This window comes from Aestuariivirga litoralis, from assembly GCF_003234965.1.
GTDB classification, from domain to species: domain Bacteria; phylum Pseudomonadota; class Alphaproteobacteria; order Rhizobiales; family Aestuariivirgaceae; genus Aestuariivirga; species Aestuariivirga litoralis.
Genome location: NZ_QKVK01000011.1, coordinates 1 through 19,527 on the forward strand (window position 1 = coordinate 1; position 19,527 = coordinate 19,527).

Consider the following 19,527-nt stretch of genomic DNA (forward strand, 5'->3'; position numbering starts at 1 on the left):
TGCGACCGGTGCCCAGGGCGAGACCGGTGCCAAGGGCGACACGGGTGCCCAGGGCGAGACTGGCGCCAAAGGCGACACGGGTGCTGTCGGAGCTACCGGTGCGACCGGAGCCCAGGGCGAGACTGGCGCCAAAGGCGACACGGGTGCTGTTGGTGCTACCGGTGCGGCTGGTGCGACGGGCGCCCAGGGCGAGACCGGTGCCAGAGGCGACGCGGGTGCTGTTGGTGCGACCGGTGCGACGGGTGCCCAGGGCGAGACCGGTGCCAAGGGTGACACGGGTGCCCAAGGTGAGACTGGTGCTCAAGGCGACACGGGTGCCCGTGGTGAGACCGGTGCAGTTGGTGCGACCGGCGCGCAAGGTGAAACAGGGGCCAAGGGCGATACGGGTGCTGTTGGTGCTACCGGTGCGGCTGGTGCGACCGGAGCCAAGGGTGACACCGGTACCGTAGGCGCTACCGGGGCTCAGGGCGAGACTGGAGCCAAAGGCGACACGGGTGCCCAGGGCGAGACCGGTGCCAAGGGTGACACGGGTGCCCAAGGTGAGACTGGAACTCAGGGCGAGACTGGCGCCAAAGGCGACACGGGTGCTGTCGGAGCTACCGGTGCGACGGGTGCTGCCGGTGCAACAGGTGCGACGGGTGCTGCCGGTGCAACAGGTGCCACGGGTGCTACAGGCACTACGGGTGCCGTCGGTGCGGCAGGTGCTGCCGGTGCAACGGGTGCCACAGGTGCTGCGGGTGCGACGGGTGCAACGGGTGCCACCGGTGCCACCGGTGCCACGGGTGCTACAGGCGCTACGGGTGCCACCGGTGCCACAGGTGCCACAGGTGCTGCGGGTGCGACGGGTGCGACGGGTGCGACGGGTGCCGTCGGTGCGACGGGTGCTGCCGGTGCAACGGGTGCCGTCGGTGCGACAGGCGCTACCGGTGCTACCGGTGCGACCGGCGCCACGGGCATGGCGGCCGTGGGTGGGGCCTACTCATATAACAGCGGCAATGGCGGCATCCAGGGTGGGACGAACACCAACTGGACATCGAGTGTCACCGGCTATGCCACGATGAACGTCACGGCCTCGACCAAGGCCGGCGCATCGGGCAATGCCATCCTGACGCTGTCGGCCGATACCACGTCCACCCGCTGCATAATATCGTTTGCGGGACCTGGTCAGACGAGTGCCGCGGATGCCTATTCGATGCGCGGGGCGGCGGCAGGTGTGATCACCCAGGTGTTCGTGCTGCCCACCGGCGTGGCGCAGGGGGGCAACCTGTCCTACACGCTGCACTTCAGGTCCAGCACCAACGGGCAGGCGTGCAACATCAACGAGGTGAGCCTCGTGGTGATGGCGCCCTGACGCAGGATCGGCATGCGGCCCTGCCCTTGCGCAGGGCCGCATTTCGCTGCGCGGACGTATTGCCGCCGTTGCACAAACATGATGCTTTTGGTTGTCGCCGATGCCTGGCGGACGACAACCGCGATGACATGTTCACAGGTCGCAGAAATCGATTGCAGATCACCTGCCCCGGCGCCGCCGATGTGGCATGGTGGCGGCTTCCAACCACGGCGGGCCATCCATGCATTTCGACAGTGACGAACTCCGGAACTATGCCACGGTGCTGGCTGCCCTGGTGGCGCTCATGGTGTTCATCGTCAACACCCGCTCGCAGGCGCGCAGCCGGCGCATCGAGAACATCGCGCGCTTCAACCAGGTTCACCAGCGGCTGTTCGCGGAGGACAGCTACCTGGCGCGGAACCTGGTGGCGATCGAGAACGGCACGATGCAGCGCGACCCCGCCGACCCCCAGTCCGAGGCGCGCTTCCACCTGATGCTGCTGGAGATCGAGCGCCTCGCCGTGCTGGCCAACAACAAGGCGGTGCCGCGTTCGACCCAGGTCTATCTCTTCGGGTCCTATGCCCCGACCCTGCTGCGGCTGATGACCGAGGCCGAGCGCGACAGCATGTTCTGGGAACTGGCGCGCGGCTACCTCGAGGCCATTGCCGCCGACGCCCAGCGCTATGCGAAGCTGACCCGCGGCGAGCGGGCGCAGTTCTGGCGCTAGGCGGCGGGCCGGCCTAGAACGACCCGAAGAGCGAGCCGACGACGAGCACGGCGATCAGCGAGATGACCACCCCGACGATGACCGTCATGACCATGTCGAGATAGCTTTCGGCATGGGTGAGCTTGCTGATCTGCAGCAGCATGAGCACCGTGCCGTTGTGGGGCAGCGCATCGAGCGTGCCGGCGCTGATGACGGTGACGCGGTGCATCAGTGCGGGATCGATGCCATAGGTCTTGGCGAGCTCGAGGAAGTGGTCGCCCAGGGCAGCGAGCGCGATGGCCGAGCCGCCCGAGGCCGTGCCGGTGAGGGCGGCAAGGCTGTTCATGGCAACGGTGAGCGAGATCAGCGGCCCGCCGGGGATGGTGAGCACCGCATCGCGCACCTGGTTGAAGGCTGGGAGCGCCGCCACCACGGCGCCGAAGCCGACGAGGCTGGCGATGGTGAGCATGGGCAGTGCTGCGGAATTGGCGCCCGCATCGATGGTTTCGCGCAGGCCCGGCATGCGCCGCCAGTTGACCGCGATGACGGTGAGGTTGGCGGCGGCGAGCGCCAGCATGACCGACCACACGCCGCCCACCGCGCCGAACGAGGTGGAGCCCCAGGCGGGATCCGACAGGAAGGCGAAATCGAGCCGCGGCAGGATGACCAGCGCCATGAGGAAGTTGACGACGATGACCACGGCGAGCGGCAGCGCGGCGAGGAAGAAGGGCGGCTCGTCCCTGGACTTCTGGCCGTGGTCGAGCTCGGCGATGTCGAACTCGCCCGAGACGGTGGTGAGCTCGCGCAGCTTCTCGTCGACGGGCGAGGGCAGGGCGGCGGCACTGCCGAAGCCTTCACCGGCGGCGCGCGCCTTGGCCTCGGCGCGGGCCAGCCACCACAGGCCGAAGGCCAGCGTGATGAGCGAGGCCATGATGCCGATGCCGGGTGCGGCGAAGGTGGTGGTGCCGAAATAGGGCATCGGGATCGCATTGTTGACCGACGGCGTGCCGGGCAGCGCCGTCATGGTGAAGGTGAAGGCGCCGAGCCCGATGGTGGCGGGCATCAGGCGGCGCGGAATGTCGGCCGATTCGAACATGCGCTGCGCCATGGGCACCAGCACGAAGAAGGCGACGAAGACGCTGACGCCGCCATAGGTGACGACGGCGGAGGCCAGCACCACGGCGAGGATGGTGCGCCTGGTGCCCAGCCGCTCGGTCATGTACTTGGCGATCGAGGCGATGGAGCCGCTGTCGTCCATCAGCTTGCCGAACAGGCCGCCGAGCAGGAAGATGGGAAACCACTGGGCCACGAAGCGCGCGGCCCCCGGCATGAAGGTCTGCGTCCAGTTGGCGAGCAGCGGCTCTCCCGCGAAGGCGGCGGCGGCCAGCGCGGCGATGGGCGCCACGAGCAGCGTGCTCCAGCCGCGATAGGCCAGCCACATGAGCAGCGCCAGTGATACGAGAATGCCGATGAGGCCCATGATGCAGAACTCCTTCTCCCATTGCGGCCCCGGCCCGCAGGCGCAGGCAGGGACCAGGTCACGCGGGGCAGCCCGTCAGCCTGGCCGTTTGGCCATGGCCTTGAGGTGCCGTTGTCGATTGTCTTCCGGCGTCGTCGCCTCGGCCGGCGGCACCGGCACCAGCGCCCGGAAGCCATATTGCCCGAGCAGCATGAGCCAGGTGACGAGCACGAAGGCGGAGGTGAGCACCGGCATGCCGATCGGCTTGAGGAAAATGGCCACCGAGGCCCAGAGCCAGGTGGTGACCACGATGCCGAACAGCGTGTAGAGGAAGGACCGCCAGGTGAGAACGAGGAAGAAGCCGCCCAGCGCGATGGCGGTCAAGGCCGCGTTGTAGCCGAAGAGCCCGTCGCGGATCGCCCCTTCCGGCCCGCCGAACAGCGCGGCGACGAGCGCCGCCCCCGCTGCCCCGAGAAGCGCCATGGCGGCCGAGACGCGGGAATTGACGGCGATGCCGATGATGATGAGGTAGCCCGAGATCCAGTTGTCCTGGAAGAAGATCTGGCCGATGGCATTGCCGATGCCCATGTACCAGGTGGGCAGCACATAGGCCGCGGCGGCATCGAACTGGTCGGGCGAGATGGGCTTGATGAGCGGCCCGGCCTCGAGGCCCTCGAATTTCAGGACGGCGAAGAGGAAGAGCCAGCCGGTGAGCACGAAGGGGGCGGTGAGGGCCGCCACCTTGTGCGGCCCCAGCAGCGTGGCGATGGCCTGGAACACCACCGTGGTCATGGCCGCGGCGAAGGCGATGTAGACCATCATCAGCCCTGAGGGCACGGCGCCGGTGCGGAAGTCGGCACTGGTGAAGGCGACGAGGGCGAGTGCTGCCAGCGCGCCGTTGAAGCCGAAGAGCCCGTTGCGGACGAGCTCCCTGTCGGCCTTCAGGAACACCGCCATGGCGGTGGCGATCGCGACGCCGAACAGGCAGGTGACGCCATAGATCCAGGAGTTGAAGAACAGCGCGAGAAGGATGATGAGCCCGCTCAGCGCATTGTTCTGGAACACCACCTGGCCGATGCCGCGCAACAGCCAGTCCACCGGGCCCAGCACCGGGTGGTCTGCCAGGCTCGCGGCCAGCGTCTTCACGGACTGTGCCATGTCAATTCGTCCCCCTCGTGGAAGCCCGCCGGGTGCTGCCGGCCCCGGCGGGTCCTGCCTCGTGCTGTTTGCCCGGCGGTCAGAACAGGAAGTAGCGCTGCGTCATCGGCAGCTTGTCCACCGGTTCGCAGGTGATGAGCTCGCCATCGATGCGGACTTCATAGTTCTGCGGATCGACGGTGATCTCCGGCGTGAAGGAATTGTGGATCATGTCCTTCTTGCGCACGCCGCGCGTGCCCTTGACGGCGACCAGCTGCTTCTGGAGCTTGAGCCTTTCGCCGATCTTCTCGTCCAGGGCTGCCTGCGACACGAAGGTGACGCCGGTCTTGCCGCGGGCCCGGCCGAGCACGCCATACATCGGCCGGTAGTGCACCGGCTGCGGCGTCGAGATCGAGGCGTTGGGGTCGCCCATCGGCGCGGTGGCGATCATGCCGCCGATCAGCACCAGCGAGGGCTTGATGCCGAAGAAGGCGGGCTTCCACAACACGAGATCGGCGCGCTTGCCCACCTCGATCGAGCCGATCTCATGGGCGAAGCCATGGGTGATGGCGGGGTTGATGGTGTATTTCGCGACATAGCGCTTGCAGCGGAAATTGTCGTTGCGCTCGCTGTCCTCGGGCAAAGGGCCGCGCTGCACCTTCATCTTGTGCGCCGTCTGCCAGCAGCGCAGCGTGGTCTCGCCGATGCGGCCCATGGCCTGCGAGTCCGACGACATCATCGAGAAGGCGCCGAGATCGTGCAGGATGTCCTCCGCCGCGATCGTCTCCTTGCGGATGCGCGATTCGGCGAAGGCCACGTCCTCGGGGATCTGCGGGCTCAGGTGGTGGCACACCATGAGCATGTCGAGGTGCTCGTCGATGGTGTTGACGGTGTAGGGCCTCGTCGGGTTGGTGGAGGAGGGCAGGATGTTCTCCTGGCCCGCCGCGGTGATGATGTCCGGTGCGTGGCCGCCGCCCGCGCCCTCGGTGTGGAAGGAGTGGATGGCGCGGCCCTTCAGCGCCGCGAAGGTATCGGCCACGAAGCCGCTTTCGTTCAGCGTGTCGGAATGGAGTGCTACCTGCACGTCCATCTCGTCGGCGACCGCGAGGCAGTTGTCGATGGCGGCGGGCGTGGTGCCCCAGTCCTCGTGCAGCTTGAGGCCGATGACGCCGGCGCGCACCTGCTCGCGCAGCGGTTCCGGCAGCGAGGCATTGCCCTTGCCGAGGAGGCCCACGTTGATCGGCAGGTCCTCGATCGCCTCCAGCATGCGGTGGATGTACCAGGGACCAGGCGTCACCGTGGTGGCCAGCGTTCCGACCGAGGGGCCGGTGCCGCCGCCCACCAGCGTGGTGGTGCCGCTGGTCAGGGCTTCTTCCGCCTGCTGCGGCGCGATGAAGTGGATGTGGGTGTCGATGCAGCCCGCCGTGAGGATGCGGCCCTCGCCCGCCACCACGTCGGTGCCGGGGCCGATGACGATCGACACGCCGGGCTGGACGTCGGGGTTGCCGGCCTTGCCGATGCCGGAGATGCGGCCATCCTTGATGCCGACATCGGCCTTCACGATGCCCCAGTAGTCGAGGATGATGACATTGGTGATGACGAGGTCGGCGACCTCCGCCGCATTGGCCTGGCCCTGGCCCATGCCGTCACGGATGACCTTGCCGCCGCCGAAGGTGACTTCCTCGCCATAGACCGTGTGGTCCTTCTCGATCTCGATCAGGAGCGCGGTGTCGGCCAGGCGGACGCGGTCGCCGGTGGTCGGGCCATAGAGCGAGGCGTAGTTCTCACGCGTGATCTTCGTCATCTCAGGCCTCCAGCTTTCCCATGACCTTGGCGTTGAAGCCGTAGACCTTGCGCGCGCCGCCGAAGGCCACGAGCGTGACGGGCCGGGCCTGGCCCGGCTCGAAGCGCACCGCGGTGCCCGCCGGAATGTCCAGCCGGAAGCCGCGCGTTTTCGCACGGTCGAAGGTCAGCGCCGTGTTGGTTTCGTAGAAGTGGTAGTGCGAGCCCACCTGGATCGGCCGGTCGCCCGAATTGGCGACCTCGACCACGATGGTGTCACGGCCGGCGTTCAGCTCGATCTCGCCGTCCTCGATCAGCATTTCACCTGGAATCATGGCTTCGCCCTCACGGAATGGGGTTGTGGACGGTCACCAGCTTGGTGCCGTCGGGAAAGGTCGCCTCGACCTGGATGTCGTGGATCATCTCGGGGACACCCTCCATCACGTCGTCGCGCGTCAGCAGCGTTGCGCCATAGGACATGAGGTCGGCCACGCTGCGCCCGTCGCGCGCGCCCTCGAGAATGGCCGCCGAGATATAGGCCACCACCTCCGGGTAGTTCAGCTTCACGCCGCGCGCCTTGCGGCGCTCGGCCAGCAGGGCTGCGGTGAACAGTAGCAGCTTGTCCTTCTCGCGGGGCAGAAGCTCCATCGCGGTTCCCTCTCGATGTTGTTACGTTGCCCAGATGCGCGGCGGACTGGCCGCCTTGCCCTGGCTGAGATTGCGCAGCACCCCCCAGGCGCGGGCGAAGAGCGCCTTGCCCTCTGCCGCGTGGGGGCCGAGATAGCGGCAGACCACCACCTCGGCGAGGCAGCTGACGGAGAACCGGCCCTGGCCCTGATCGCCCAGCGCGGCGCGCACCCGCTCGGCCGCGGAGTCGAGGCCCGCCGCCACGTAGACCATGGTGCCCCAGGTGGTGTGGCCGGCCAGCGCATGGGCCGCACCCAGCATGGGCGAGCCTCCGGCAAGGTTGCTGCGCTCGACCCAGAGGGGCCGCCCGTCGCGCCGGATCTCGACCCGCTGGCGGAGGCGCCCGGTGGCGAAGCGTTCATCGGCCGCGGGCCGGCCGAGGCAGAAGAAGTCCCAGCCGGCAAAGCCCGCGCTGCCCGCGAGGTCGACCTCGGTCACCACCTCGGCCTGGGCGCCGTCGAACAGGATGGTCTCCTGCGGGAAATATTCACACATGCCGCCATCGGCCACGTCGATCGCCGTCACCTGCCGGCTCAGCCCGGTGCGGGTGCAGTAGAACTTGGTGGCGCCCGGCGTCGTCAGCAGGGCGCGGGCGGCGGGCGCGAGGTGGAACTTGAGCGCCAGTTCGTCGCCGCCGGCGACACCGCCCGGCGGATGCAGCACATAGACGTGGCAGGTGCCGTCCTTCTCCGGGTGGAACGGGCTCTGCACCATCAAGGGCCCGAGGTGGCGGCGGCGCGCCAGCCGCGTCTTGCCGGCGGCGGGGGCAAACCACAACTCGAGTTCGGCCTTCCAGGAGGCGGCGGGCGCAGAGGCCGACAGCGTGGCGCGGGTCATGGCGCGCGCCGGCGCTGCGCTGGTTGCGCCATCGCGGGGACCGCGAAGGGAAATGCACTCTGCCATTGCCGTCATCGTTCCAGATGCTATCTCATCGGCACCACTGGTCCGCAAGTGAAAACATGCAGCAGGTTGAGTGGCGCGCCCGCAGGGTTGTGAATTCGAGAGGAGGCAGGGCATGTGGAAGGCAACGTCGAGTGGCAAGGCAGCCACGGCTGGGGGGCATGCGCTGCGCGGGCGCGCCGTGCTCGACCACGGGCAGCGCCACCTGCGCCGCTGCCGCCTCGACCTTGCCGACGGGCAGAAGCTGCTGGTCGATCTTCCCGAGACGGTGGCGCTGGGCAGCGACGACGTTCTGCTGCTGGAGGATGGTGGCGCCATCGCCATCATCGCCGCCGAGGAACCGCTGCTCGAGGTGGCGGGCCGCGACCCGGTTCACCTCGTGGAGCTGGCCTGGCACATCGGCAACCGCCACCTGCCGGCGGAGATCGCGGGCGGGCGCATCTTCATCCTGCGCGACCATGTGATCAAGGCCATGCTGGAAGGGCTGGGGGCGCGGGTGAGCGAGGTGGTGCGGCCCTTCAACCCGCTGCGCGGCGCCTATTCGGGCCATGGCGCGCATGCCCACGGGGCGCAGCCTGGCGGTGGCCCCAGCCTCGACTTTCGCCTTGACGGCGTGGCCGGCAATGGCAACGGTTGATCACCTGGCGTAGAGCTGCAGTTTCATTCTTCTTCCGAGGTTCGCTTCATGACTTCCAGCAATGGCCCCCTGCGCGTCGGCATCGGCGGACCGGTCGGTTCCGGCAAGACCACGCTGACCGAGAAGCTGTGCCGGGCGCTGCGCGATGACTTCTCGCTCGCCGTCGTCACCAACGACATCTACACCCAGGAGGACGCCATGATCCTGGCGCGCAAGCAGGCGCTGCCGGAGGACCGCATCATGGGCGTCGAGACCGGCGGCTGCCCGCACACCGCGATCCGCGAGGACGCCTCGATCAACCTGCAGGCCATCGCCGAGATGCGCCGCCGCATTCCCGACCTCGACATCGTGTTCATCGAATCGGGCGGCGACAATCTGGCCGCTACCTTCTCGCCGGAACTCGCCGACGTGACGATCTACGTGATCTCGGTGTGCCAGGGCGAGGAGATCCCGCGCAAGGGCGGCCCCGGCATCACCCGCTCCGACTTCCTCGTCATCAACAAGAGCGATCTTGCACCGCATGTCGACGTCGACCTCGAGGTGATGCGCGCCGACGCCGCCCGCATGCGCGCCGGCCGGCCCTTCGGCTTCACCGACCTGCGGCGCGGCCAGGGCCTCGACGCGGTGACGGACTACATCCTCGACATGGGCGGGCTCGCCCGGCGCGCCGGATGAGCATGCCCAACGCACCCGACGGGTTGCCGCTGCAGCTGCTGCGGCTGGTCAGCCCCAGCCTGCCGGTGGGCAGTTTTTCCTATTCGCGCGGGCTCGAGTCGGCCGTCGAGGCGGGCTGGGTGAAGGACGAGGCGACGGCCGGCGCGTGGATCCTCGGCACGCTGGAGCACAGCGTGGCAGCGCTCGACGGCGCCATGTTCTGGCGCATGATGGCGGCACTCGCGGCGGGCGACCATGATGGCTTCCTCGGCCATGACGCGTGGCTTGCCGCGGCGCGCGAGAGCCTCGAACTGCAGCGCGAGGACCGCCGCATGGCCGAGGCGCTGGCAACCCTGCTCGCCGACCTCGACGCGCTGCCGGAGCCGCGCCTCGCCGCCGTCACCACCTATGCCGGGGCCTTCGCGCTGGCCGCCCGGCACGGGCAGGTGGCGCCGGCCGCGGCGCTCAAGGGCCTGATGTGGGCCGTAGCCGACGCCCAGGTGGCGGCGGCCCTGCGGCTTGCCCGGCTGGGCCAGACCGCGGGCCAGCGCATCCTCATCGCCGCCAGTGCGGTGATCGAGCGCAGTGCGGCGCGCGCCATGACGCTCGATGATGACGAGATCGGCAATGTCTCGGTCGCCCTGGCCATGGCCAGCGCCTGGCACGAGACCCAGTATTCGCGGCTGTTCCGCTCCTGAGCCATGCAGCGGCGGCGGGGGCCCCTGCCGCAACAGGCCGGTTCCGCCGGGCCGCCGGTTGGCGTATGGGCCCGGCGCATGCGCTGCCGTCACCTCGTCCTTCTCGCCCTCGTTCTGCCGCTCGCCACGCCGGCCGGTGCGGCCGGGACGCAAGCCGAACTCGGCCGGGCGCTGTTCTTCGACGTCAACCTGTCGCACAACCGCAGCCAGTCCTGCGCCAGCTGCCACATGCCGGAGCGCGCCTTCAGCGATGGCCGCGGCACGGCGGCAGGGGCTGCCTCGCTGGGCGATGACGGCACATCGATCGGCGACCGCAACGCGCCCACCGCCGCCTATGCCCGCTTCGTGCCCGCCTTCGGGCGCAACGCCAGTGGCAACTGGGCCGGCGGCCTGTTCCATGACGGGCGTGCCGCCACGCTGGAGGACCAGGCCGGCGGCCCGCCGCTCAACCCCGCCGAGATGGGCATGGGCTCGAAGGCCGCGGTGGTGGCGCGCCTGAAGGAGAACCCCGGTTACGTGGCCGCCTTCGAGGCGCTCCACGGCGCCGGCGTGCTGGAGGACGACGCGAAGGCCTATGCCGCGATGACCTCGGCCATCGCCGCCTTCGAGCGCACGCCGGAGTTCTCGCCCTTCGATTCGAAATATGACCGCTTCCTGCGCGGCGCGGCGAAGCTGACGGAGGAGGAGGAACTGGGCCGCGTGCTGTTCTTCTCCAACCAGTTCACCAACTGCAGGAGTTGCCATCAATTGCAGGCGCTGGGTGGTGCCGCGGAGGAGACCTTCTCCAATTATGCGTTCCACAATATCGGCGTGCCGGTGAACACCGCCCTCAGGGCGGCCAATGGCTCCGCCCCGGGCCGCATCGACGATGGCCTTGCGGCCAATCCGGCGGTGAAGGGCGAGCCTGCCCAGCGCGGCAAGTTCCGCACCCCCAGCCTGCGCAACGTGGCGGTGACGGGCCCCTACATGCACAATGGCGTGTTCCGGGACCTGCGCACCGTCATCCTGTTCTACAACAAGTACAACAGCAAGTCGGCCAGGCGCCAGATCAACCCCGAGACCGGCCAGCCCTGGGCCGCCCCCGAGGTGGCGGACACCGTGGCGCTCAAGGAACTCGAGGCCGGACCCGCCCTCAAGGACCGCGAGATCGACGCGCTGGTGGCCTTCCTGAAGACCCTGACCGACCAGCGCTATGAGCCGCTGCTCGCCCGCTGATTCTTTAGAATCATTCTAAATCATTGAAATTCAAATGATTTTTCTTGCATGACGGGGTTCGCTCTGATATCCGACAAAAATAGTCGGAAATAGGAACCCCACGCCATGACCCGCTCCCGCCGTGACCTGCCGGACCATCCCGCCGAGCGCCTGGTGATCTCTGGCTACCGCAACATGATGGCGGCGCTGGACCTGGGCGATGGCGCCTGCTGGGAGGAAATCTGGCGCGCCTTCACGCGCGAACTCGGGCCCGAGGACGCGCGCCGCACGGTGGGCGAGGTGCAGTACTGGGTGCGCACGCTGCGCGCCTGCAGCGCCCGCGCCCTGGGCTTCTACCCGCAATGCAGCGGGCTGCTGTGCGAGGACGAGTGCATGGCGCTGACGCTGGTCGCCGCCGCGCAGGCAGGCGATGCCAGCACGGGCTGCGAGGCCGCCAGCCTGCTGACCGGCAGCGGCGAGGCGGCGCGGCTGCGCGAGGTGTGGCAGGCCTCCTGCCACCTCGCCACGGCGCTCACCTGCTCCGGCTGCCGGATGCAGGCCTGCCCGCTCTTCGCCCTGCGAACCCTCAACTGACCGGAGACGAATGAATGCGCTTTCCCTGGACCGGCCTTCTCTGCGCCACGGCACTCACCGCCTGTTCCATCCTGTCGCTGGCCCATGCCGAGGCGGTGACGGCGAAAGCCGTGACGCAGCATTATGCGGCCTCCGCCGCGGCGATGTTCGGCGATGCGGCAGCGGCAGGGCATGACCTGCAGAAGGCGGTGGCCGCGCTGGTCGCCGCGCCGTCGGAAGCAAGCCTCGCGGCGGCGCGCGCCGCCTGGGTGGAGGCGCGGCCCTGGTACATGCAGACCGAGGGATTCCGCTTCGGCAACCCGCTGGTCGATGCCTGGGAAGGCCGCGTCAATGCCTGGCCGCTGGACGAGGGCCTGATCGACTACGTCGACACCGCCAGCTATGGCGAGGAGTCGGAGGAGAACGCGCTGTTCACCGCCAACGTCATCGCCAACCCCTCGCTGACGATCGGGACGGAGACCATCGATGCCGGCACCATCACGCCCGAGCTCGTGCGCTCGCTGCACGAGGCCGCCGGCAGCGAGGCCAATGTGGCGACGGGCTACCACGCCATCGAGTTCCTGCTGTGGGGGCAGGACCTGAACGGCACCGGCCCCGGCGCCGGCAACCGCCCCTTCACCGACTTCGACACCGCCAACTGCACCGGCGGCCACTGCGACCGCCGGGCGGCCTACCTGACGGCGGTGACCGCCTTGCTGGTGGCCGACCTCGACGAGATGGCGGCGAGCTGGAATGAGGGCGGCGCGGCGCGCCAGGACTATCTGGCGAGGAACGACAAGGAGGCCCTGTCGCGCATCCTCACCGGTCTCGGCAGCCTGTCCTATGGCGAACTCGCTGGCGAGCGCATGAAGCTGGGCCTGCTGCTGCACGACCCCGAGGAAGAGCAGGACTGCTTCTCCGACAACACCCACAATTCGCACTATCATGACGTGGCGGGCATGTGGGCGATCTACTCCGGCAGCGTGCCGCGCCGCGACGGCACGGTGATGCAGGGCCCCGGCATCGAGGAGCTTGCCGCCGTCGCGGCACCCGCCGCCGGGGCGAAGCTCACCGCCGACATGCAGGCGACATTGGCCGCCTTCCGGGCGCTGAAGGACAAGGCCGACAGCGGCGCCATGGCCTATGACCAGATGATCGCTGCCGGCAACGATGAGGGCAATGCCCTGGTACAGGCCGCGATCGACAGCCTGATCACCCAGACGCGCGGCATCGAGGCGCTGGTCGCCGCCATGCAGCTGTCGATCAAGGTCGAGGGGTCCGACAGCCTCGACAGCCCCTCGGCGGTGGCGCCGCAGTGAAGTCGCGGCGCAGCCTGCTCGCCGCGCTGGGCGTGGCCGCCACGAGCCTCTGCGCCGCTGCGGCTGGTGCGGCGCAGACTGGCCAGGGCCTCGACGTGGCGCTGGGCAAGGCGCTGTTCGAACGGCTGTGGGTGGCGGCGCCATCCTCCACCGCCGCGGCCGACGGGCTGGGCCCGCTGTTCAACCAGCGCGCCTGCGCGGGCTGCCATCAGGACGGGGGCGCGGCGCGCTTCACCCGGCGCGACGACAGCACGCGGGCGCAGGGCCTCGTGGTGCGGGTGGCGGCAGCGGATGGCGGACCCCACCCCGAACTCGGCGCGCAGATCCAGGACCGCGCCGTTCCGGGCCTCGCCGCGGAAGCGCGGCTCACGGTGACGATCCGCCAGGGCGCGCTGGCGGTGCAGACCGATCTTGCGGCCGGGCCACGCCAGCCCGCCATCTTCGAAACCCGCATCGCGCCGCCGCTCACCGGGCGGGCGGCGCTGGATGACATAGATGACGCCGCCGTGCTGGCGCTGGCCGACCCGCAGGACCGTGACGGCGACGGCATTTCAGGCCGCGCGCACATGGTGCCGGACGACAGCGGCGCCATGGTGCTGGGACGCTTCGGATACAAGGCGACGGGCGCGAGCCTGCTGCGCCAGACGGCCGAAGCGGCAGCACTCGACATGGGGCTGTCCTCACCCCTCGTGCCGCAGCCTTTTGGTGACTGCACGGCAGCGCAGCCTGCCTGCCGGGCGCGGCCCAGCGGCCGCGGCGCCATGGCGGATGGCGAGGAGATCTCCGCCGCGGCGGTGGAGCGGGTGGTGGCCTATCTCGCCAGCCTCAGGCCCGCGCCGGCTGACCGGACCACGCCGGGCTTCCGGCTCTTCGCCGCGGCGGGCTGTGCCGCCTGCCACGTGCCGGACCTGCCGGGTCGCGACGGCCGGATGCGGCAGGTGTTCAGCGACCTGCTGCTGCATGACCTGGGCGCCGAAGGTGCCTCGCGCATCACGGCGGGCGGTGCGGCGCCGGGCGAATGGCGCACCACGCCGCTTGCCGGACTCGCCCCGCGCGATGGCGAGCGGCGTTACTTCCACGATGGCCGCGCGGCGACACTGCGCGCGGCCATTGCCGCGCACGGCGGCGAGGCGGCAGCAGCCCGCGATGCCTTCGCCGGGGTTGATGGACGCCGCCAGCAGATGATCCTAGACTTCCTTGCGAAACTGTAGCGCCATGACCCTCCGCACGCTTCTCGCCGTCATTCTCCTCGGGCTTTCCACCCTCCACGCGCAGGCGCAGCAGGCGGCCGACGAGCATTACCGGCACGTCCTCACCGATTTCATCCGCCCGGGCTTCGCGGCGCTGGCGGAGGAAGCGAATCGCCACGCGGCGGAGTGGGCGGCCTATTGCCAGGCGCCTTCGCCCGAGGGGCTGGCGGCGCTCGCCGCGTCGTTCCAGTCGCTGGCCGATCGCTGGGCGGAAGTGGGCATCATCCGCTACGGCCCGTCCTCGCAGGACTTCCGCAATGAGCGCTTCGCCTTCTGGCCGGAGCGCAAGAATGCGGTGGAGCGCGGCCTCGGCGCGCTGCTGAAGCACCCGGAGGCCCTCGACCCCGCCACCATCCGCCGGCAATCCGCCGCGGTGCAGGGCCTCCCCGCGCTGGAGCGGCTGCTCTATGCCGACGGCCAGCCGGACGCCGGGCTGGGCAGCGACCCGGAGGAGGGCGTGCGCTGCACCGCGGGCAGCGTGATTTCCGCCAATGCGGCGGGGCTGGCGGCGGACATGGCGGCAGGCTGGGCCGCGGCACCCGGCCTCGTGACGCAGGAGGTGCGCGCCCAGCTGGCGACCGACATCGTGACCGCCTATGCGATCCTCAAGGACCAGAAGATCGAGGCGGTGATGGGCAAGGACGAGGACAAGGTCAGGCCGCATGCCGGAGCCTTCTGGCGCAGCGGCCGCACGATGCGCGACATCAGCCAGAACCTGGCCGGGCTGGCGGCGGTCAGCGCGCTGCTGTTCCCCTATCCGCCCGACGACATCGCCCTGCCGCACACCACGAAGACCGCGCTGGGGATTGCGGAGACGATCGATGACCTGGCCGCCACCGCCGGCAACACCGCGACGCGCAACGAGGCGGTGCTGCTGCGCGATGCGGTGACGGCGGCGGCGGACCGCGCCATCATCGAGGTGCCCTCGGCGCTGGGCGTGACCATCGGGTTCAACAGCCTCGATGGGGACTGAGGCGTGCTGATCGACCGGCGCCAGCTGCTGGGCGTCATGCTCACCGGGTTCATGGCCGGCGGGGCGGGGGCGGACGTGCCGCGAGGGCGGCTCTTCGTGTCCTGCCGCAGGGATGCAGCCGACAATGCCTCCGTCGCCTGTTTCGACCGCGACGGCCGGGAGGTCTTCGCCACCAGCCTGCCGGCGCGCGGCCATGACGTGACGCGGCGCCCGCGGGCCGCCGAGATCGTGGCCTTCGCGCGCCGGCCCGGCAACTGGTTCGCGGTGCTGGGCAGTGCCGACGGCAGCCTGCGCCAGGTGGTCGAGGCGGCCGAGGGACGCCACTTCTATGGCCACGGCGCCTTTTCGGCCGATGGCAGGCTGCTCCATGCGACCGAGAACCTGATCGCCACGGGCGAGGGGCTGATCGGCATCTATGATGCCAGCGACGGCTATCGCCGCATCGGTGAAATGCCCTCGGGCGGCATCGGGCCGCATGACCTGGCGCTGCTGCCCGGCGGGCGCGGCCTCATCATCGCCAATGGCGGTCTGCGCACCCACCCGGACACGGGCCGCGAGACGCTGAACCCGGAGGACATGAAGCCCAATCTCGCGCTGCTCGACCTCCGCCACGGCGAGGTGACGGCGCGCCACGAGCTGGCCGCCGAGCTGCGCAGGCTGAGCATCCGCCACCTGGCGGTGCGCGGCGATGGCGTGGTGGCCTTCGGCGGCCAGTACCAGGGTGCTGCCGAGGATGCGCCGCCGCTGATCGGCCTGCTGCGGCCGGGCGGCACGCCCGCCATGCTGGCGGTGGAAGGCGACGCGCTCTTCGCCATGAACAACTACATCGGCTCGGTGGCCTTCGACGATGATGGCGGCAGCCTGATCGCCACCAGCCCCGAGGGCGGTGCGGCGCTCATCTGGGACATGGCGGGCGACAGGCTTGCGGCCAGCCTGCGCCTGCCGGACGTGTGCGGCGCGGCGGCCAATGGCCGGCAGTCCTTCATCGTCACCTCGGGCAATGCCGGGATCACCACGCTGGGCCTGTCGGGCCTTGCGGGGCCGGGGGTGGAACAGCGCTGGATCTGGGACAATCACGCCCGCGTGCTGCGGGAGGCAGGCCAGGCAGACGATTGAGGCGAACCGCGGTCACTGCGCCAGCTGGCGGTAGCGGCCCTGCTGGTAGGTGAGGGGATCATGGTCCGAGGTCTGCACCTGCTGCACCTGGCCGAGGAAGATGGTGTGGGTGCCGGCAGCGAGGCGGCCGGAGACGGTGCAGGCGAAGGCGGTGGCGTCCGGCAGCACCACGAAGCCATGCGCGGCGTGGTGGGCGTCGATGCCCTCGAAGCGGTCGGCCACCGCGCTGTCATGGCTGCCCGAGAAGCGTTCGGCCACATGCGGGTGGCGGTGCGACAGGATGTTGAGGCAGAAGGCGCCATTGGCCTCCACTGCCGCGGCGATGCGGCTGGCCGAGCGCAGGCAGACGAGGAGCTGCGGCGGATCGGCCGAGACCGAGGAGAAGGCGCTCACCGTGGCCCCATGGCGCCCCGCGGCGCCATGGGTGGTGACCACCGCCACGCTGCTGGCCACCTGGCGCATGCCGCGGATGAACAACTCGCGCGAGACGGGGTGAAGGCCCTCCATGCCGCCTAGCGCCCGAGGCGGGCCGGATCGCTGACGTCGGCCCCGATGTCGGCGAGGTCCTGGTAGCGGTCGCCGATGCGGTGGTGCGGGCGCCCGCCCGTGGCGCCGCCGAACGCGGCGATCAGCTCGTCATCGGCCGGCGCGTCGGCGATCGAGAACTGCACCGTGAGGTAATGCGAGCGCCGCCCGGTGTCGTGCTTGTCCATCAGCGGGATCTGGATCTGCGTGTTGGCGGGCCCGCGCGTGTTGGTGAAGCCGAGATAGGTCTTGGCGCCCAGCGCCTCGCGGTAGAAATTGCCGAAATGCAGGGTGTGGATGAGGGCGGAGGCATGTTCCTGCTCGCAGTCGAGCCCCGCCATGGCGGCCTTGCCATAGGCCTCGATCCTGTCCGCCCCGCCGGCCATGGCGACGATGCGCTCGGTCAGGAGCTTGCCGAGGATGGGCGCGAAGGCGCGGATCTCGGGCTTCAGGTCTGCGACATAGCCGCGGCCTGCCCAGGGGTTCTTCACCACCGCGGCGACGCCCAGCATGCGCAGCGGCGGGGTGGCGGCGCGTTCGCCCTCGAGATGGATTTCCTCCTCGAAGTTCACGAGCTTTCTGATCTTCAGTTCCATGGCGGTCTCCGGCGTTCAGGTGACGGGTTTGGCGGGCGCGAACACGGGATTGTGCTCGCCCAGCCGCGGGGGTGTCGAAGCGGGAATAGCAGGGGTGAGGCTGAAACGCACCGGGTTGGCGGCGACGCGCCAGGCCTTGCGGCCGGGCTCGGCATGCGGCACCTCGGCGATCATGCCGCGCGCCGCCACATGCGGATCGGCGAAGATGTCGCGCGCGTCGTTGACCGGGCCGAAGGGCAGGCGGCCGCCAAGCAGCGCCGTGAGCTCGGCCTTGCTGCGGGACCTCGTCCATGTGCTCACCGCCTCGTTCACCTCCGCCGCATGGGCGCGGCGGCCGGACTTGCCGGCAAGGCGCGGGTCATCGGCGAGGTCGGGGCGTTCCATGATGCGGGCGAGCTCGCGCCAGAAGCCATCGTCGACGACGCCGATCGATACCCAGCCATCGGCGGCCGGGAACAGGCCGAAGGGGGCGAGCAGCGGGTGGCCGTTGCCGGCGGGCTCCGCCACCCTGCCTTCCATGTCGTAGAGATAGACCAGGCGCTCGCACAGGCTCAGCATCGCGTCATACATGGCGATGTCGACGAACTGGCCCTGGCCGGTCTGCTCCGCGTGGCGCAGCGCGGCGACGATGGCGAAGGCCAGCATCATGCCGGCGAAGACGTCGCCGATGCCGGGGCCGGTCTTCATCGGGTGGTCGCGGTCCGCCCCCGTCATGCTCATCAGCCCGCCCATGGCCTGGGCGACCACGTCATAGGAGGGCCAGGCGGCATAGGGGCTCTCGCCGCTGCGCGGGTCGCCGAAGCCGCGGATCGCGGCATAGACGAGGGCGGGATTGAGCTTCGCCAGCTCCTCGTAGCCAAGCCCCAGCCGCTCCATCACGCCGGGGCGGAAATTCTCGACCACGACATGCGACGAGCGAACGAGCCCGCGCAGCGTGGCCTTCGCCTCCTCCTGCTTGAGGTCGAGCACGAGGCTCTTCTTGCCGCGGTTGAGGCTGACGAAATAGCCCGCCCAGTCATGCGCCGCGTCATCGGCGCGCCACGGGCCGTTGGAGCGGCTGGTGTCGCCCTCAGGCCCCTCGATCTTGATCACCTCGGCGCCGTGGTCGGCGAGCATCATGGTGCAATAGGGGCCGGAGAGCATGCGGCTCAGGTCCAGCACGCGGATGCCGGCGAGGATGCCGCGCGGCGCCTCAGCCACCCTGCACCCGCTGCAGGAAGTGAAGGAGCTTCGCATTGAACAGCTCCGGCGCCTCGGCCAGCGCCATGTGGCGCAAGCCCGGCAGGATGACGAGTTCGGAACCTGCGATCTCCGCCGCGATGGCGCGGCTCATGGCGGGGGAATTGCCATGGTCCTCCTCGCCGGTCATCACCAGCGTGGGCGCGGTGATCGGCGGCTTCGGCGCCACGAGCTCCGTCACGCCGTTGACCAGCACCTGGTAGATCGGCGCATAGATGTCCTTGCGGTTGGCGAGGATCCAGCGTCGCACCTCGTCCATCATCTGCGGGTGGCTCGCGCGGAAGCCGTCGGTGAACCAGCGCTGAAGCGCTGCCTCCACGGTGGCGGCGGGACCCTCCCTTGCGGCCTGCACCACGCGGGCCTGGATCGCCTCGTGCGCCGCCGTGTCGCGCGCATGGGCGGAGTGCAGGATGCCGAGCGCATCGAGCCTCCCGCCATGGTCCATGGCGAAGCGCCGCGCGATCATGCCGCCGAGCGAGAAGCCGAAGACCGAGGCACGTGCAATGCCGAGATGGTCGAGGAGCTCCGCCAGCTGCTCCGCGAACAGGCTGAGTGATGGCGTCCGCGGCGGCACGCTGCTGTCGCCATGGCCATGGAGGTCATAGGTGATGACGCGGTGCTTGGCCGCGAGTGCCGGCACCTGCCATTGCCAGGAGTGCCGGTTGAGGCCGAGGCCATGGACGAGCGCGATGGTGCGCTCACCTGAGCCGAAGCTTTCATAGGCCGTGCCGCGCGGGGTGCGGGAGGCCATG

Annotated in this window: 21 protein-coding genes; 11 read left to right on the forward strand and 10 right to left on the reverse strand. The window is 69.7% G+C overall.

The window, feature by feature from the left end:
• Together DK847_RS18495 and DK847_RS18500 are read left to right on the forward strand one after the other, a co-directional pair.
• Positions 1–1,351: hypothetical protein (locus tag DK847_RS18495; protein ID WP_204508396.1), on the forward strand; the 1,351-nt coding region annotated here is incomplete at its 5' end.
• A 220-nt stretch (positions 1,352–1,571) separates the two neighbouring features.
• Entirely contained in the window at positions 1,572–2,057 is a 486-nt protein-coding gene (locus DK847_RS18500; protein WP_146256190.1) for a hypothetical protein, read from the forward strand.
• A gap of 13 nt (positions 2,058–2,070) precedes the next feature.
• Here the strand turns inward: DK847_RS18500 and DK847_RS18505 are convergent, their stop codons facing one another.
• The 6 genes from DK847_RS18505 to DK847_RS18530 all read right to left on the reverse strand — a co-directional run bounded on the left by DK847_RS18505 (position 2,071) and on the right by DK847_RS18530 (position 7,938).
• Positions 2,071–3,516, reverse strand: a complete 1,446-nt coding sequence (locus DK847_RS18505; protein ID WP_111200034.1) for a GntP family permease — start codon at positions 3,514–3,516, stop codon at positions 2,071–2,073.
• Positions 3,517–3,591: 75 nt separating this feature from the next.
• Positions 3,592–4,653: an urea transporter gene (locus DK847_RS18510; RefSeq protein WP_111200035.1), complete on the reverse strand. Its 1,062-nt coding sequence runs from the start codon at positions 4,651–4,653 to the stop codon at positions 3,592–3,594.
• 79 nt (positions 4,654–4,732) lie between these two features.
• Positions 4,733–6,436, reverse strand: coding sequence for an urease subunit alpha (ureC, locus tag DK847_RS18515; protein WP_111200036.1), 1,704 nt, complete (start codon positions 6,434–6,436; stop codon positions 4,733–4,735).
• 1 nt (position 6,437) lies between these two features.
• Positions 6,438–6,749, reverse strand: coding sequence for an urease subunit beta (locus tag DK847_RS18520; protein ID WP_111200037.1), 312 nt, complete (start codon positions 6,747–6,749; stop codon positions 6,438–6,440).
• A 10-nt stretch (positions 6,750–6,759) separates the two neighbouring features.
• Positions 6,760–7,062, reverse strand: coding sequence for an urease subunit gamma (ureA, locus tag DK847_RS18525; protein WP_111200038.1), 303 nt, complete (start codon positions 7,060–7,062; stop codon positions 6,760–6,762).
• A gap of 21 nt (positions 7,063–7,083) precedes the next feature.
• Entirely contained in the window at positions 7,084–7,938 is an 855-nt protein-coding gene (locus DK847_RS18530; protein ID WP_111200093.1) for an urease accessory protein UreD, read from the reverse strand.
• Positions 7,939–8,116: 178 nt separating this feature from the next.
• Here DK847_RS18530 and DK847_RS18535 point away from each other — a divergent pair, with 178 nt between their 5' ends.
• The 9 genes from DK847_RS18535 to DK847_RS18575 all read left to right on the forward strand — a co-directional run bounded on the left by DK847_RS18535 (position 8,117) and on the right by DK847_RS18575 (position 16,415).
• A complete protein-coding gene (locus tag DK847_RS18535) occupies positions 8,117–8,638 on the forward strand; it encodes an urease accessory protein UreE (protein ID WP_111200039.1) in 522 nt (173 codons plus the stop codon).
• A gap of 48 nt (positions 8,639–8,686) precedes the next feature.
• Entirely contained in the window at positions 8,687–9,313 is a 627-nt protein-coding gene (gene ureG, locus DK847_RS18540; protein ID WP_111200040.1) for an urease accessory protein UreG, read from the forward strand.
• On the forward strand, positions 9,310–9,990 hold the full coding sequence (locus DK847_RS18545) for an urease accessory protein UreF (RefSeq protein ID WP_342634766.1): 681 nt from the start codon (positions 9,310–9,312) through the stop codon (positions 9,988–9,990). Before ureG ends, DK847_RS18545 begins: the two co-directional genes overlap by 4 nt.
• A 78-nt stretch (positions 9,991–10,068) precedes the next feature.
• Entirely contained in the window at positions 10,069–11,205 is a 1,137-nt protein-coding gene (locus DK847_RS18550; RefSeq protein WP_111200041.1) for a cytochrome-c peroxidase, read from the forward strand.
• Positions 11,206–11,310: 105 nt separating this feature from the next.
• Positions 11,311–11,778, forward strand: a complete 468-nt coding sequence (locus tag DK847_RS18555; RefSeq protein WP_111200042.1) for a hypothetical protein — start codon at positions 11,311–11,313, stop codon at positions 11,776–11,778.
• A gap of 14 nt (positions 11,779–11,792) precedes the next feature.
• Complete coding sequence (locus DK847_RS18560; protein WP_111200043.1) at positions 11,793–13,076, forward strand: imelysin family protein; 1,284 nt, start codon at positions 11,793–11,795, stop codon at positions 13,074–13,076.
• Positions 13,073–14,287 carry a di-heme oxidoredictase family protein gene (locus tag DK847_RS18565; protein ID WP_111200044.1) on the forward strand — a complete coding sequence of 405 codons (1,215 nt, stop codon included), beginning with the start codon at positions 13,073–13,075 and terminating at the stop codon, positions 14,285–14,287. Before DK847_RS18560 ends, DK847_RS18565 begins: the two co-directional genes overlap by 4 nt.
• Positions 14,288–14,291: 4 nt before the next feature.
• On the forward strand, positions 14,292–15,299 hold the full coding sequence (locus DK847_RS18570; RefSeq protein ID WP_111200045.1) for an imelysin family protein: 1,008 nt from the start codon (positions 14,292–14,294) through the stop codon (positions 15,297–15,299).
• Positions 15,300–15,302: 3 nt separating this feature from the next.
• A complete protein-coding gene (locus tag DK847_RS18575) occupies positions 15,303–16,415 on the forward strand; it encodes a DUF1513 domain-containing protein (protein ID WP_111200046.1) in 1,113 nt (370 codons plus the stop codon).
• A 12-nt stretch (positions 16,416–16,427) separates the two neighbouring features.
• Here DK847_RS18575 and DK847_RS18580 read toward each other — a convergent pair whose 3' ends face one another.
• Genes DK847_RS18580 through DK847_RS18595 form a run of 4 tightly spaced genes read right to left on the reverse strand, consistent with a single transcriptional unit; the run spans position 16,428 to position 19,526 of the window.
• A complete protein-coding gene (locus DK847_RS18580) occupies positions 16,428–16,922 on the reverse strand; it encodes a flavin reductase family protein (protein WP_111200047.1) in 495 nt (164 codons plus the stop codon).
• A gap of 5 nt (positions 16,923–16,927) precedes the next feature.
• Positions 16,928–17,536, reverse strand: a complete 609-nt coding sequence (locus DK847_RS18585; protein WP_111200048.1) for an amino acid synthesis family protein — start codon at positions 17,534–17,536, stop codon at positions 16,928–16,930.
• A gap of 15 nt (positions 17,537–17,551) precedes the next feature.
• Complete coding sequence (locus tag DK847_RS18590; protein ID WP_204508399.1) at positions 17,552–18,736, reverse strand: CaiB/BaiF CoA transferase family protein; 1,185 nt, start codon at positions 18,734–18,736, stop codon at positions 17,552–17,554.
• Positions 18,729–19,526, reverse strand: coding sequence for an alpha/beta fold hydrolase (locus tag DK847_RS18595; protein ID WP_111200050.1), 798 nt, complete (start codon positions 19,524–19,526; stop codon positions 18,729–18,731). The genes DK847_RS18590 and DK847_RS18595 overlap by 8 nt, the downstream gene beginning before the upstream one ends.
• Position 19,527 lies beyond the last annotated feature (1 nt).